This is a genomic window from Actinoplanes sp. NPDC051851 (assembly GCF_040681165.1).
GTDB lineage: Bacteria > Actinomycetota > Actinomycetes > Mycobacteriales > Micromonosporaceae > Actinoplanes.
Genome location: NZ_JBFAYF010000076.1, coordinates 1 through 13,886, shown reverse-complemented (window position 1 = coordinate 13,886; position 13,886 = coordinate 1). Strand labels below are relative to the sequence as shown.

Sequence of the window (13,886 nt, the reverse complement as noted above, 5' to 3'; positions counted from 1 at the left end):
CATGCCGAATCGGTGGCCACGTCCCGGGGGCCGGGAACTCGCCGCGGAAATGCCGGGCCCGATGGGCAGAATGGCGGACATGGCTCCTGAACCCCGCCCCTGGCTCGCCCCGTCCGCCTCCGGCCCGGTCACCACGACCGTGCGCCTGCCCGGGTCGAAGTCGATGACCGCCCGGGCGCTGGTCCTCGCCGCGCTCGCCGACGGCCCCTCGGTGATCGAGGCGCCGCTGCGGGCCCGCGACACCGCGCTGATGGCCGCCGGCCTGCGCGCGCTCGGCGTCGGCGTGGACACCTCCGCCGACGACCGCTGGCTCGTCGAGCCCGGCCCGCTGCGCGGCCCGGCCACCGTCGACGTCGGCCTGGCCGGCACCATCATGCGGTTCCTGCCGCCGCTCGCCGGCCTCGCCGAGGGGACGGTCGCGTTCGACGGCGACCCGCACGCGCGCAACCGGCCGCTGCGCCCGATCATCGACGCGCTCCGTTCGCTCGGCGTGCGCATCGACGCCTCGGCGACCGGCGGGCTGCCGCTGACCGTGCACGGCGCCGGGCTGGTCGAGGGCGGCGAGGCGGTGGTCGACGCCTCCGGGTCCAGCCAGTTCGTCTCCGGCCTGCTGCTCTCCGCGGCCCGCTTCACCAAGGGCCTGACCCTGCGCCACGAGGGCCCGCCGGTGCCGTCCGCGCCGCACCTGCGGATGACCACGCACATGCTGCGGGCCGCCGGCGCCGTGGTCGACGAGAGCGTGCCCGACGTCTGGACGGTCGAGCCCGGTCCGCTGCGCGGGCGCACCTGGACGATCGAGCCGGACCTCTCCGGCGCCCTGCCGTTCTTCGCGGCCGCGATGGTCACCGGCGGCGAGGTCACCCTGGCCGGCTGGCCCGCCGAGAGCTGGCAGCCGGTCGAGCAGCTCGCCGCGCTGCTCACCGGGATGGGCGCCGAGGTCACCCGGACGGATGACGGCCTGACCGTGCGCGGCACCGGGACGCTGCGCGGCATCACCGCCGACCTCTCCGAGGTGAGCGAGATGACCCCGGTGGTCTCCGCGCTGGCCGCGCTCGCCGACGGGCCGTCCGAGCTGCGCGGCGTCGAGCACATCCGGGGCCACGAGACCGACCGGATCGCCGCGCTCGCCGCCGAGTTGGGCAAGGTCGGCGCCGGGGTGACCGAGTTCCCGGACGGGCTGCGGATCGTCCCGGGCCCGCCGCGCGGCGCCGCGTTCGAGACGTACGCGGACCACCGGATGGCGCACGCAGCCGCCGTGATCGGACTCGCCGTGCAGGGCGTCCACCTCACCGACGTAGGTTGTACCTCGAAGACGTTGCCCGAGTTCCCGGAACTCTGGGCGGGACTCGTGGCGAGGAGCTAGATCTGCCAGGGCGTAAGCGGGAGTACGACGAGGACGATGTCCGGATCCGACCGGGCCGTTCGTCGCGCCCGCGTACCCGGACCCGCCCGAAGCACGACGACGCGGTCGACGCGCTGGTGATCACCGTCGACCGCGGCCGGTACGGGTGCGTCCGCGAGACCGGACCCGACGGGACCACGGTCGGCGAGACCGAGGTGATCACCGCGATGCGCGCCCGTGAGCTGGGCCGCAAGTCGGTGGTGGTGGGCGACCGGGTGGCCCTGGTCGGCGACGTCTCCGGGGCGCCCGGCGCGCTGGCCCGGATCGTCCGGATCGGCGAGCGCACCTCGGTGCTGCGGCGTACCGCGGACGACGACGACACCACCCCCGAGGGCCGGCTGGAGCGGGTGGTGGTCGCCAACGCCGACCAGCTGGTGATCGTCAGCGCCCTCAGCGACCCGCCGCCGCGCACCGGCTTCATCGACCGCTGCCTGGTCGCGGCGTACGACGCGGACGTCGAGCCGCTGCTCTGCCTGACCAAGGCCGATCTGGCCGGCCCCGAGCAGGTGCTGGAGTATTACGCCGAGCTGGACCTGCCGTACGTGCTGGTCCGGCCGGGCAGCGACCTGGCCGAGGTCCGCGAGCGCCTGGCCGGCCGGATCTCGGTGCTGGTCGGCCACTCCGGCGTGGGCAAGTCGACGCTGGTCAACCGCCTGGTCCCGGACGCCCTGCGCGCGGTCGGCGCGGTCAGCGCGATCGGCAAGGGACGGCACACCTCGACCAGCGCGGTGGCGCTGCGGCTCTCCCCTGCCGGGAAGCCCCGCAAGCGGGCCGAGGACCCCGGCTGGATCATCGACACCCCCGGCATCCGCAGCTTCGGCCTGGCCCACGTCAGCGCGGAGAGCCTGCTGCACGGCTTCCCCGACCTGGTCGAGGGCACCCTGGACGACCAGCCCAGCTGCGGGCACACCACCGCCGAGACGGACTGCAAGCTCGGTGCCTGGGTCGCCGAGGGCCGCGCCGACGCCCGCCGCCTGGAGTCCTACCGCCGCCTGCTCGCCTCCCGCGCGGGTGAGCTGGACGCCCGGGAGCAGCAGGCGGGAAGTGCCTGAGCTCAGCCACCCTCGCCATCGGCTCCTCGGGGGGCCATGCAGCCGAGCGGAGCGAGGCAATCAAACTCAGTAAGGTTCTCAGCATGGCCGGATATGCCGACGATCTCGCGCTCGCCCACACCCTCGCCGACACCGCCGACGCCATCTCGATGGCCCGGTTCCGGGCGCTCGACCTGAAGGTCGAGTCGAAGCCGGACCTGACCCCGGTCTCCGACGCGGACACCGCGGTGGAGAGGGCGATCCGCTCCACGCTGGCCCGGGCCCGGCCCCGCGACGGCGTGCTGGGCGAGGAGTTCGGGCGCTCCGAGGCGGCGGCCGGCCCGGGCAGCCGGCACTGGGTGATCGACCCGATCGACGGCACCAAGAACTTCGTCCGCGGTGTGCCGATCTGGGGCACGCTGATCGCGCTGATGGAGGGCGACACCCCGGTCGCCGGGCTCGTCTCCGCCCCGGCCCTGGGCCGGCGCTGGTGGGCGGCCCGCGGGCTCGGGGCGTACGCCGGAAAGCACCAGCACGCGGCGAGCCGCATCGAGGTCTCCCAGGTCCGGAAGCTCGCGGACGCGAGCTTCTGCTACGCCAGCCTGACCGGGTGGCAGGAGAACGGGCGGCTCCCGGCGATCCTCGACGTGATCCTCGGGACCTGGCGGAGCAGGGCGTACGGCGACTTCTACGGCTACATGCTGCTCGCCGAGGGCGCGCTGGACGCGATGGTGGAGCCCGAGCTCTCGCTCTGGGACATGGCCGCGCTGATCCCGATCGTCACCGAGGCCGGCGGCAAGGTCACCGACCTGGACGGGCGCGCGACCGCCGACAAGTCCTCGGTGATCGCCACCAACGGCCTGCTGCACGAGAGCGTGCTGACCGCGCTGACGCCCCGCCGCTAGCGCATGACTCCACCGGGACGGGGTATGTCCCGGATCTGGATGACTGCCCGGCAGTGACCGCCGGCAACGGTTCCTCATGCCCGCCGAAATGCGAGGAGGGGACGCCTTATGCACAATGGAGCGATCATGCCGAGCGAGGTTCGTCACCTGGTGGACCGTGGCCAGAGCTATCCGCTGGTCCGGCTCACCGGAGTGCTCGACGACGAGACGGCCGGCCCGGTCCGCGCGGCGCTGCTCGACGTGCTGGCGAATCAGCCCGAGGCGCTCGTGGTGGACGTCGGTGGCCTCCTGCTCGCCGAGCCGGGCGCGATCGGCGGGCTGCGCCGGATCCACGACGAGACCCGGGACTGGCCGGGCAGCCGGCTGGTGCTCTGTGGGACGGACGGCGAGACCGCGTGGCGGGCCGTCGGCTGGCCGGTCCAGCCGGACCGGGAGGCCGCCTTCGCCGCGCTCGGCGCCCCGGACCCGGGCGCCCGGATCAGCCTGGACCTGGAGCCGCTGGTCGGCGCGGCCCGGCAGGCCCGTGAGGTGATCACCGAGGCGTGCGGCCGCTGGCTGCTGCCCGATCTGATCGACAACGCCTGCCTGGTGGCGACCGAGATGGTCAACAACGTGGTGGCGCACTCCCGCACCCCGATGCGGGTGCTGCTGTCGGTGGACGGGGCCACGATGAGCATCGCGGTCCGGGACGGTTCCCCCGTGCTGCCGCGGTTCACCGGGCCGGTCGCGCCGACGGCGTACGGCGGCCGGGGCCTGCTCCTGATCGACTCGGTGGCGGCCCGCTGGGGCACCCTCGCACTCTCCGGCGGGAAGGTCGTCTGGGCACGGCTTGACGGCGGCGTACGCGGGTAAGCCGAAGGCATGCGAGAGAACGACTACCCGACCCAGGTGACCGATCCGGAGTCGTCCGGCCTCCCGGACACGGCCGATGACGATTCCACCGCGTACGACGAGGTGGACAGCCCGCGGTGGAGCGACGGCGCGGACCCGGCGGCGCTCGCCGGAACGGGTCCGGGCGGGTCGAACCGCTTCGGCGACACCCCCGGGGAGGCGCTCCGGGGCGAGTCGCTGGACCGGCGGCTGCGCCAGGAGGAGCCGGACGTCGATGCCGGGGACCCGGTGCCGCCGCGCCGCGACCCGTACGACGAGACGCTGGACGGCTCCGAGCAGGCCCGCTTCGACCGGGACGTCTGGGACGAGGGGCCGACGTCCGACCCGGACTCGGCGGTCTCGCTCTACGACGACGGCCAGCTCGACGAGGACGACCCGGCGCGGATCGGCCGGCTGGTCGCCCCGGACGGCGGCTCCGGTCTCGACGACGAGGCGGAGAGCATCGCCTGGGACGCCGGAGCGGCCGGCGGCGGCGCCAGCGCGGAGGAGCTCGCCATGCACGAGACCCGCGCACCGGACGTCGGCTGATCGGCCGACGGGTACCAGTCACCTAACAAGATCTTAAATATCGCGTACGCCCCCTTGCCCTCGCACCTCGATCTGAGCAGAGTCATCTCGCTCAGATCGAGGTAAGGACCGAGGTGAGGGGGGCCGATGCGTTCTTTCCGGGTGTGGCTCGTGATGTCCGGCACGCTCGTCCTGGCTCTCGCACCCGTGCGGGCGGACGCGGCGGAGACGATCACCCGCACGATCTTCAGCGACACCTTCTCGGGCAGCACGATCTCCACCACGAACTGGGAGTCCTCCGGCGCGAGCCTGGACGGCGAGGGCCACCTGGTGGTCGGCTCACCGATCCGCTCGGCGAAGACCTTCACCCAGAGCAACGGGCACGCCGAGGCGCGGATCCAGGCATCGCAGGCGCCGTCGGAGCCGCAGCGGGTCTTCGGCGTGCTCACCGCGGAGGGCGAGCCGGTCGGCGGCGAGTACACCGCGCTCGGTTCGGCCGACGTCTCCCGGGACGGCTTCCACACGTACACGATCGACTGGACCACCACCACGATCACCTGGTCGGCCGACGGCACGAAGGTCGTCGAGCTGACCCGGGCCACCGCGGGCGAGGCGCTGCGCCTGACGCTGAAACCGTCCGACGGCGACGGCGACCGGTGGGGCGGCGGGGGCGTCACGCTGGCCGACTCGGTCACGGTCACCGCGAAGTACTCGGTGGCCGTGGTGCCCGCCAAGAAGTGGCAGCAGTTCCACACCTACCAGGCCGGCGACCGGGTCACCTACAACGATGTGACGTACCGGGTGAAGGCGATGCACACCTCGCTCCCCGGCTGGGAGCCGGGCCTGGTCCCGAACCTCTTCCAGAAAATCTGAAAACTTTCCTCACAAATAGTTATCCGGCTTCTCCGGGGGACGTCTCCATCGATCGACATGGCACATCACCCTCCATAACCCCCGGAGAATCCCCATGCGAAAGCTACGGGTCATGCTCGGCGCGGCGGTCGTCGCGCTCACCCTCTCGTCCGCGCTCTACGTCGCGTCCCGCAACGACGACGCGGACGCCGCCGTCGGGGCGGTCACCTGGTCCGACGAGTTCGACGGCGCGGCCGGCGCCGCCGTCGACGGCACGAAGTGGAGCTTCGACACCGGCGGCACCGGCTGGGGCAACAGCGAGCTGGAGTACTACACGAACTCGACCGACAACGTCCGCCAGGACGGCGCCGGGCACCTCGCGATCACCGCACGCAAGGCGAACCCGAACGACTACCAGTGCTGGTACGGCACCTGCACGTACACCTCGGGCCGGATCCTGACCAACGGGAGGTTCACCCAGAAGTACGGCCGTTTCGAGGCGAGCATCAAGATCCCCAAGGGACAGGGCGTCTGGCCCGCGTTCTGGATGCTCGGCGACAACCTGAGCAGCGCCGGGTGGCCGCAGTCCGGCGAGATCGACATCATGGAGAACGTCGGCAAGGAGCCGAACACGGTCTACGGCACCATCCACGGGCCGGGCTACTCCGGTGGCAGCGCGGTCGGCGGGCACACCACCGCCTCCGCCGCCCTGGGCGACGCGTTCCACACGTACGCCGTGGACTGGTCCCCGAACCTGATCGTCTGGTACCTGGACGGCACCGAGTACTTCCGCGCCACCCCGTCCTCGGTCGGCGGCAACACCTGGGTCTTCGACCACCCGTTCTTCATGATCCTGAACGTCGCGGTCGGCGGCAGCTGGCCGGGCAGCCCGGACGCGACCACGTCGTTCCCGCAGACCATGCTGGTCGACTACGTCCGCGTCTCGGCCTGGAACGAGAGCACCACCACCGGGACCGCGCTGAAGAGCAACCTCAACGGCCGCTGCATCGACCTGCCGAGCGGCAACACCGCCGACGGCACCCGGATCCAGATGTGGGACTGCAACGGCACCGCCGCGCAGGCGTGGAGCTTCGCGAGCGACGGCACGCTGCGCGCCAAGGGCAAGTGCATGGACCCGGCGGGCGGTGCGCTGGCCGACGGCACCCCGATCCAGCTGGTCACCTGCAACGGCAACCCGGTGCAGCGGTTCACCCTCTCGTCCGCCGGCGACCTGGTGAACGTGTCCGCGAACCGCTGCGTGGACATCGTCGACAACAACGCCGCGAACGGCGCGAAGCTCCAGCTCTGGGACTGCGCGGGCACGGCCAACCAGAAATGGACGAAGGCCTGACTACCTGATCGCGTACCTGTCGCCGTAGACGCTCCAGGTCAGCGGGGTGGACAGGTCCAGGTTGCCGCCGCGGAGGAAGACGCGCTGGGCGGTGTCCACCCGGCTGGTGTCGCTGTGCGCCGCCTCCGTGCGCATCTCCGCCGTCCGGGCGCTCAGGAACGCCGACAGGTACGCGATCTCGTCCCCGCCCTGCGCCGGCGCCGGCCGGGCCTGCAGGGCCTGCCGGCGGATCCGGCGCAGTCCGGAGACGCCGTGCATCACCGCCGCGTCGTAGTACGCGAACTGCCCCAGCGCCCGGAGCCCGTCGGTCTGCGCGAGCCGGACCGCCGGGGTGAAGTACATCCGGTCCCGGGCGGCCTCCTGGACCTGCTGGAAGACCGGGTCCCGGGCGGCCGCCCGCCACGCGGCCGGGAAGCCCGGGTCGAGCCCCTCGTGCGAGTCGGTGCCGTCCACCGCGCGCAGCGCCGGAAGGTACCGGGCGAGCCCGTTGTCCGGTTCCCGGCGGGTGTAGTCGGTCACCACGGCCAGCATGTCCGAGGTGCCGGAGCAGAACCCGACGAGGCCGCCCGTGTAGCCGCGACCGTCGTTCAGGTCCTCGAGATAGCCGTACTCGGCACGCCAGTCCAGCGTCGAGTTCTCCGCGCTGGCGATCAGCTTGTCCGCGGTCTCCCGCTTGCCCGCCGCGGTCAGGTCGGCGGCGGCCGGCGGCACCTCGGCGCTGGGCACGGGTGCCGACTCCGTGGTGCGGGCGGCCGGCCCGGGGCCGTACGCCTGCACGTACCAGAGCGAGTACCCGCCGCCGGTGCCCCGCCGGGTGGCCAGCACCCGCAGGTAGCGGCCGCTCCCGTCCAGCCCGCGCAGGTCGTCCGCGCCGCCGTCGCCGGAGGTGGTCGCGTACAGGTCCCGCCAGGTAGCGCCGTCGTCGGAGATCTGCACGCGGTAGCTCTTCGCGTACGCCTGCGCCCAGAGCATCCGGACCCGCTGGACCCGCTGCCCGGCGCCCAGGTCGATCCGGAGCCACTGGGTCCCCGGGTCCGCGGCGCTCGCCCAGCGCGTGCCGCCGGCGGCGTCCACGGCCGCGCTCGCCGGCCAGGCGACGCTCTGGGTGGACGAGGCCACCGCCGGGCGGCCGAGCGAGAGCAGGACGGCCGAGCCGGAGACCCCGGCCGAGATCACCGGCGGAACGGCGAGCAGCAGCGCGATCCCGGCACCGACCAGCGTTCCCGGCGTCACCATTCCCCCAAGTTAGGGCGGTCCTCGTCAGCGACGCCTGCGATTGCGCGAAATCAGCACCACGATCAGCACGATCGTGGCGATCACGAACAGGCAGCAGAGCGCACCGCCGAAGAGGAAACCGAAACCACCCCTGCTCCGGGTACGGCGCCGGGCCGCCTCGAACATCACCTCGTCGACGCCCCGGCTCGCCGCCCAGGCGTGTGCCGGGACGACCAGGGCGAGTACCGCGCCGGTCAGCGCGGCCGTCATACGGGACCACCACTTCACCACGTCAGCCATGTGCCCAATGCTGGCCGATGTAGGCAACGTGGCCGCGGCGGGTATCAAGGCGGTCACCGACGACGAGGGGGTACGGATGGACGAGCGGCTGGCAGCCCTGGCCGAAGCACACGGCGTGGCCACCTGGTACGAGAACTTTCAGCGACGCCGCACCGAGGTGGCCCCGGACTCCGTGATCGGCGTGCTCGGCCTGCTCGGCGTGGACGCCGGCACCCCGGACGCGGTCGGCGCCGCGCTCGCCGCCACCCGCGACCGCGATCACGGCGACCGGCTGCCCGGCACGGTGGTGCTGCGGGAGGGGCAGGGCCGCCCGCTCCCGGCGCCCGCCGAGATCACCCTGGAGGACGGCACCGTCCGTACCGTGGCCGGGCTCCCGGCCGACCTGCCGCTCGGCTGGCACCGGCTGGCCACCGGGGACCAGGAGGTCACCCTCGTCGTGGTCCCGGCGGGGCTGCCCGAGGCGCCGGAGAGCTGGGGCTGGATGGTCCAGCTCTACACGCTGCACTCGGCGCAGTCGTGGGGGATCGGCGATCTCGGTGACCTGCGGTCGTTCGTGGAGCGCTCGGCGGGCGCCGGGATGGTGGTGCTCAACCCGCTGCACGCGATCACCCCGGTGCCGCCGGTGCCCGCGTCGCCGTACTCGCCGTCCAGCCGCCGCTTCGCCAACCCCGTCTACCTGCGGATCTCCGACATCCCGCTCTTCGCCGCGGCGCCACCGGCGGTCAGGGAGCAGATCGAGCGGCTCCGGCCCGCCGCGTCCGGGCTCATCGACTACACCGCGGTCTGGGCGGCCAAGCTGGCCGCGCTGGAGCTGCTCTGGCCGCTCGCCGGGCCGGTCGACCTGGACGCCGACCCCGGGCTCACCGACTTCGCCCGGTTCTGCGCGCTCGCCGAGGAGCACGGGCCGGACTGGCAGAAGTGGCCGGAGCAGCTGCGCCACCCGGACGCGCCCGCCGTCCGGGCGTACCGCAGTGATCGGATCCTCTTCCACGTCTGGGTGCAGGGGCTCGTGGCCGAGCAGCTGGACACCGCCCGGGAAGCGGCGAGCGGCATGGCGGTCGGCATCGTGCACGACCTCGCCGTCGGCATCGACCCGGCGGGCGCGGACGGCTGGCTGCTGCAGGACGTGCTCGCCGCCGGGGTGCGCGCGGGCGCCCCGCCGGACGCGTTCAACCAGCTCGGCCAGGACTGGGGTCTCGCCGCCTGGCGTCCGGACCGGCTGGTCGCGAGCGGGTACGCGGCGTACCGGGACATGCTGCGCCGGATCTTCCGGCACGCGGGCGGACTCCGGGTGGACCACGTGGCCGGGCTCTGGCGGCTCTGGTGGGTGCCGCCGGGCATGGGCCCGGCCGAGGGTACGTACGTCCGGTACGACCCGGAGGCGATGCTCGGCATCCTGGCGCTGGAGGCGCACCGGGCCGGCGCCGTGGTGATCGGCGAGGACCTGGGCACCGTGCTGCCGGAGATGACCGCGACGCTCGAACGGATGAACATGCTCGGCTCCTCGGTCCTCTGGTTCACCCGGGACTGGGACACCGGCGAGTTCCGGCCCGCCGCCGGCTACCGGCGCAACGCCCTGGCCAGCATCTCCACCCACGACCTGCCGACCGCCGCCGGTTTCCTCGCCGGTGAGCAGGTCGAGGTCCGCGCCGAGCTGGGCCAGCTGGCCGGCACCGTCGAGCAGGAGTGGGCGACGTGGCGGGCGGACCGGGCCGCGCTGCTGGAGCTGCTGGAGTCCGAGGGCGTACTCGAGAACCGGGAGGCGGATCCCGCGGAGATCGTGCTCGCGATGCACGAGTTCCTGGCCCGGACCCCGTGCCGCCTGGTCGCCGCCTCGCTCCACGACGTGCTGCTGGAACGCCGGCAGCCGAACCTGCCCGGCACCTTCGACGAGTACCCCAACTGGAGGATTCCGCTCGCCGCGCCGCTGCCGGAGCTGACCGGTGATCCCCTTTTCCTGCGGGTAGCCGCCATCCTGAACACACGGCGAGAAGAGAGGGAAACACGATGAGCTTCCTCGACAAGGCCAAGGACTTCCTGAACGAGCACGACGAGCAGGTCGACCAGGCGCTGGAGAAGGCCGGCGACCACCTGGACGAGCGGACCGGCGGCAAGTACACCGGCCACATCGACCGCGGCGTCGACGAGGCGCAGAAGCGCACCGGCGACGGCGACACCCACCCCTGATCAGAAAAGGTCAGATGGCGAGCGGCGGGGGCGGGGCGTCCTCGTCGACGGCGTACAGCATGGGGTGCAGCGGCAGGTAGGTGTCCGGCCGGCGGCAGCTCGCCGGGGGCAGCAGGGAGGACCGGTGCCCGGGGTGCTCCCGGCAGTGCCGGGTGGCCCGGGCGATGGCGTCGGTGTGGTGCCGGCCGCCGCCGTACTCCCCGCAGCTGTTGCAGTCCCAGCGCCAGAACGGCACGCCCTCCTCCGAGGTGTGCCGGCGGATCCGCAGCGGCGGCCCGGCGAGATGCCGGGCCGCCATCAGGATCGCGGGCATGTCCCCGGCCGGCGGCGGCCCGGCCGGACGCCGCGGTCCGCCGATGATCCCAGCCAGCACGTTGCTCGACACCGTCACCTCCGTGCTCGTTCACGTCGGTAACAGTGTGAAACGCCCCTTTATCGAAAAGAGGGCGTTTCGCGAAAAAAGCCGGTTTCAGCGCGCGGCGACCAGACCCAGCGCCGAGGCGGTCACGCCGGGGAAGACCGAGGCGAGGTCGCCGACCCCGCACCGGGCGCGCAGGATCTCGCCGATCACCGCCCGGTAGTCGGTGGTGACCGCGAGGTCCCCGTCCCGCAGCTGCCCCGAGGTCAGCCCGGGCCAGGAGCCGTACACCCGGCCGCCACGGACGCCGCCGCCGAGCACGAACATGGCGTTGCCGTAGCCGTGGTCCAGCCCGCCCGAGCCGTTCTGCGCCACCCGTCGGCCGAACTCGCTGATAGTGATCAGGGTGACCCGCCTCATCCGGTCCGGGCCGAGGTCCCGGGCGAACGCGGCGAGCGCCAGCGCCAACCGGTTCAGCTGGTCGTGCATCCGGCGGCCGGGCTGCGCCGGGCCCAGGTTCTCGTGCATGTCCCAGTCGCCCGAGTCGACCGTGGCGCTGATCAGGCCGGTGTCCGAGGTGATCAGCCGGGCCACGTCGCGCAGCGCCGCGCCGAGGTCGGTGTCCGGGTAGACCGCGCCGTTCGCGGGGGTGTAGCCGGCCGTCCTGAGCTCCTTCGCCCGGCTGAGCGCGCCGGTGAGCTGTCCGGCCGTACGCGCCATCAGCTCCGGCGCGCCGTCGTAGAGCGCCGCCATGGTGGCCGCGATCGGCTTGGCCGCCTCGTCCCCGGTGAGCGTCAGACCGTCGATCGACCCGATCCCCAGGTACGGTGCCGTCCCGTCGAGCACCCGCGCCGGACGGGCGGTGCCCATCGAGACCGCGTGGAACGGATCGGTGGACCCGAGCGATCCGAGCATCCGGTTCAGCCACCCGGTCCGGATCGAGGTGCCGGGCGCGGCGCGTTCCAGCTCCTCCATCGCCGAGAAGTGCGACCGGTTCGGCGCCGGCTGCCCGACCGCCTGCACCGCCGCAAGCCGCCCGGCCGTCCACTCCGGCAGCAGCGGCGCCAGGGCCGGATGCAGCCCGAAGAAACCGTCACCCCCGATCAACTGCGTCTTGGGTACGGCGATGGTCGGCCTCGCCGCGTAGTACGCCGGGTCTCCGGCCGGCACCACCGCGGAGAGCCCGTCGAACCCGCCCCGGAGCGAGAGCAGCACGAACACGTCGCCCGCGTAGTCCGGGTCGGCGGCGTAGGCGAGCTGGGCCCCGACCGCCGGGGCGGCCAGCCCGGCGAGCCCGGCGGCGAGCACGGTCCGGCGGGAACAGCAAACGGTCATCGTCACCTCAGGCCGAAGGTCGGAGAGTTCAACAGCATCCCCATCAGGTACGGGTACATCCAGCCAACCGCGGGATCGTTGGACTTCAGTTGCGACGCCGGTGTCTTGCCGTAGAACGCGGCGAGTGCGGCCGTGTGCCGGGCCGGGAGCGCGATGCCGAGCAGCCGGATCGCGGTCGCGTCGATCAGCTGCCCGTACGTCGACGGCACGGTCTTCAGGAACCCGGCGGCCGTGGAGGCCGGCTTGGCCAGGTTGTCCGGCCACCACCCGGCCGCGATCGACAGGTGGAAGTTCCAGCGCACCAGCATCCCGGAGGGCGAGGCCCAGGCCACCGCGACGTCCGGGTAGCCGTTCGGCGGCCCCCAGCCCAGCGGCGCCTGCCCGGCGTTCCGGGCCATCCAGTACAGGCTCTCGAACGCCTTGGTCCCGCCGGTGGGCGGCCCGAACCCGAGGATCCGGACGGTCGCCGCCAGATCCTCCAGCGGAGTACGGGTCTTCGCACCGATCGACGCGGCGAACTCCGGCGAGGCGAAGAGCGCCCGGAGCACCGGCACGACCGCCGAGCGGTTGTCCAGGTAGACCTTGACCAGCGAGGTGATCAGGCCGGGCGGCGGCTGGTCGGCGACGAACCGGACGCAGAGCTTGGTGACGATCCGGCGTGCGGTGACCGGATGCATCGCCAGGTAGTCGAGCAGGGCCAGGGCCGCCGCCTCGCCCCCGGTCGTGGTGGTGTTCGGGTGCGAGAAACCGAGCACGGTGACCGCCCCGACGACGTGGTTCGCGGCGTCGTACCGGTAGACGCCGGTCACCTGGTCCACGGTCAGCCCGGTCAGCAGGCGCGCCGCGTCCTTGACGTCGGATTCCGCGTACGCGAGACCGACCGTGTGCAGTTCCAGCAGCTCACGCCCGTAGTTCTCGTTCGGCGCCAGGCGGGTGGAGTACCGGTTGTCCAGGTAGGTCAGCATGGCCGGGTGCCGCGCCGAGGCCTTCAGCAGATCGGCGAACCGGCCCAGGGCGTGCTTCCGGATCACCGTACGGTCGTAATCGGTCCTGCTGTCCCAGACGTCGCCGGAGGGGCAGGTGACGTTGAGGTGGTTACCCCAGAAATCGGCCATCACCTCGAAGAGCTGCCGCTCGCTCCACGCGGCCCGGGCCACCGCGGCGAAGCCGAGCTGCCACATCGGCTCCCAGGAGTGGGGCTTCAGCGAGCCGGACTTCACCCGGGCGCGTACCTCGGCCTGGGTCAACGTGGCCAGCGGCAGCCGGGCGAGCTGCGCGTCCATCGCCGCGTCGCCGATCGAGGCCGGGTTGAGCTGCCGCTCCAGCCACGCGGCGGCGCCGAGCCGGCGGATCTCGGCGATCGAGGCCGGGCTCGGCCCGAAGGTGGCCCGGCGCAGCAGATGCAGCAACGGGTCGTCGGAGATCAGCGTCTCGGTGGCGGATGCGGCGGCAGCGGCGGCCGGCGTCCCGGTGGTCAGCGCGGCGGCGGCACCGGCCGCGGCCCCCGCCCCCCCCGGGCGGCGCCGCGGGGGGGGGGGGAGGTCCAGCCCGG

General features: G+C 73.1%; 14 protein-coding genes. 9 read left to right on the top strand and 5 right to left on the bottom strand.

The genetic code is table 11. The annotated features are described in order from the left end of the window. The first annotated feature begins 70 nt into the window (after positions 1–70). The 7 genes from aroA (at position 71) to AB0M08_RS41440 (ending at position 6,939) form a co-directional block, all read left to right on the top strand. Positions 71–1,363, top strand: a complete 1,293-nt coding sequence (gene aroA, locus AB0M08_RS41470; protein WP_364505938.1) for a 3-phosphoshikimate 1-carboxyvinyltransferase — start codon at positions 71–73, stop codon at positions 1,361–1,363. A gap of 2 nt (positions 1,364–1,365) precedes the next feature. Further along, positions 1,366–2,454, top strand: coding sequence for a ribosome small subunit-dependent GTPase A (gene rsgA, locus AB0M08_RS41465; RefSeq protein ID WP_364505936.1), 1,089 nt, complete (start codon positions 1,366–1,368; stop codon positions 2,452–2,454). Positions 2,455–2,537: 83 nt separating this feature from the next. Then, a complete protein-coding gene (hisN, locus tag AB0M08_RS41460) occupies positions 2,538–3,338 on the top strand; it encodes a histidinol-phosphatase (protein ID WP_364505889.1) in 801 nt (266 codons plus the stop codon). A gap of 126 nt (positions 3,339–3,464) precedes the next feature. Further along, positions 3,465–4,190 carry an ATP-binding protein gene (locus AB0M08_RS41455; RefSeq protein WP_364505887.1) on the top strand — a complete coding sequence of 242 codons (726 nt, stop codon included), beginning with the start codon at positions 3,465–3,467 and terminating at the stop codon, positions 4,188–4,190. 9 nt (positions 4,191–4,199) lie between these two features. Then, the gene (locus AB0M08_RS41450; RefSeq protein WP_364505885.1) at positions 4,200–4,757 is read left to right on the top strand and encodes a DUF5709 domain-containing protein; all 558 of its coding nucleotides are present in this window, start codon (positions 4,200–4,202) and stop codon (positions 4,755–4,757) included. Between the two features lie 126 nt (positions 4,758–4,883). Then, positions 4,884–5,609, top strand: a complete 726-nt coding sequence (locus AB0M08_RS41445; RefSeq protein WP_364505883.1) for a carbohydrate-binding protein — start codon at positions 4,884–4,886, stop codon at positions 5,607–5,609. Positions 5,610–5,703: 94 nt separating this feature from the next. Then, positions 5,704–6,939, top strand: a complete 1,236-nt coding sequence (locus tag AB0M08_RS41440) for a family 16 glycosylhydrolase (RefSeq protein ID WP_364505881.1) — start codon at positions 5,704–5,706, stop codon at positions 6,937–6,939. Here AB0M08_RS41440 and AB0M08_RS41435 read toward each other — a convergent pair whose 3' ends face one another. Both AB0M08_RS41435 and AB0M08_RS41430 read right to left on the bottom strand, forming a co-directional pair. After that, positions 6,940–8,175, bottom strand: a complete 1,236-nt coding sequence (locus AB0M08_RS41435) for a chitosanase (RefSeq protein WP_364505879.1) — start codon at positions 8,173–8,175, stop codon at positions 6,940–6,942. A gap of 24 nt (positions 8,176–8,199) precedes the next feature. Then, complete coding sequence (locus AB0M08_RS41430; protein WP_364505877.1) at positions 8,200–8,454, bottom strand: hypothetical protein; 255 nt, start codon at positions 8,452–8,454, stop codon at positions 8,200–8,202. 7 nt (positions 8,455–8,461) lie between these two features. Between AB0M08_RS41430 and malQ the strand changes: the two genes are divergently transcribed. Both malQ and AB0M08_RS41420 read left to right on the top strand, forming a co-directional pair. After that, on the top strand, positions 8,462–10,465 hold the full coding sequence (gene malQ / locus AB0M08_RS41425; RefSeq protein ID WP_364505875.1) for a 4-alpha-glucanotransferase: 2,004 nt from the start codon (positions 8,462–8,464) through the stop codon (positions 10,463–10,465). Beyond that, positions 10,462–10,641 carry an antitoxin gene (locus AB0M08_RS41420; protein ID WP_364505873.1) on the top strand — a complete coding sequence of 60 codons (180 nt, stop codon included), beginning with the start codon at positions 10,462–10,464 and terminating at the stop codon, positions 10,639–10,641. Before malQ ends, AB0M08_RS41420 begins: the two co-directional genes overlap by 4 nt. Positions 10,642–10,651: 10 nt before the next feature. On the opposite strand, the gene AB0M08_RS41415 is transcribed toward AB0M08_RS41420, so the two are convergent. The 3 genes from AB0M08_RS41415 to AB0M08_RS41405 form a co-directional block, all read right to left on the bottom strand. Next, the gene (locus AB0M08_RS41415) at positions 10,652–11,026 is read right to left on the bottom strand and encodes a hypothetical protein (protein WP_364505871.1); all 375 of its coding nucleotides are present in this window, start codon (positions 11,024–11,026) and stop codon (positions 10,652–10,654) included. An 84-nt stretch (positions 11,027–11,110) separates the two neighbouring features. Continuing rightward, entirely contained in the window at positions 11,111–12,334 is a 1,224-nt protein-coding gene (locus AB0M08_RS41410; RefSeq protein WP_364505934.1) for a DUF1501 domain-containing protein, read from the bottom strand. A 2-nt stretch (positions 12,335–12,336) separates the two neighbouring features. Beyond that, the gene (locus tag AB0M08_RS41405; RefSeq protein ID WP_364505932.1) at positions 12,337–13,881 is read right to left on the bottom strand and encodes a DUF1800 domain-containing protein; all 1,545 of its coding nucleotides are present in this window, start codon (positions 13,879–13,881) and stop codon (positions 12,337–12,339) included. Between the last annotated feature and the right edge of the window lie 5 nt (positions 13,882–13,886).

Coding starts and splice junctions, on each gene's coding strand:
- aroA (WP_364505938.1), top strand. CDS start 71: ATGGCGGACATGGCTCCTGAACCCCGCCCCTGGCTCGCCCCGTCCGCC.
- hisN (WP_364505889.1), top strand. CDS start 2,538: ATGGCCGGATATGCCGACGATCTCGCGCTCGCCCACACCCTCGCCGAC.
- AB0M08_RS41455 (WP_364505887.1), top strand. CDS start 3,465: ATGCCGAGCGAGGTTCGTCACCTGGTGGACCGTGGCCAGAGCTATCCG.
- AB0M08_RS41450 (WP_364505885.1), top strand. CDS start 4,200: ATGCGAGAGAACGACTACCCGACCCAGGTGACCGATCCGGAGTCGTCC.
- AB0M08_RS41445 (WP_364505883.1), top strand. CDS start 4,884: ATGCGTTCTTTCCGGGTGTGGCTCGTGATGTCCGGCACGCTCGTCCTG.
- AB0M08_RS41440 (WP_364505881.1), top strand. CDS start 5,704: ATGCGAAAGCTACGGGTCATGCTCGGCGCGGCGGTCGTCGCGCTCACC.
- AB0M08_RS41435 (WP_364505879.1), bottom strand. CDS start 8,175: ATGGTGACGCCGGGAACGCTGGTCGGTGCCGGGATCGCGCTGCTGCTC.
- AB0M08_RS41430 (WP_364505877.1), bottom strand. CDS start 8,454: ATGGCTGACGTGGTGAAGTGGTGGTCCCGTATGACGGCCGCGCTGACC.
- malQ (WP_364505875.1), top strand. CDS start 8,462: ATGCTGGCCGATGTAGGCAACGTGGCCGCGGCGGGTATCAAGGCGGTC.
- AB0M08_RS41420 (WP_364505873.1), top strand. CDS start 10,462: ATGAGCTTCCTCGACAAGGCCAAGGACTTCCTGAACGAGCACGACGAG.
- AB0M08_RS41410 (WP_364505934.1), bottom strand. CDS start 12,334: ATGACCGTTTGCTGTTCCCGCCGGACCGTGCTCGCCGCCGGGCTCGCC.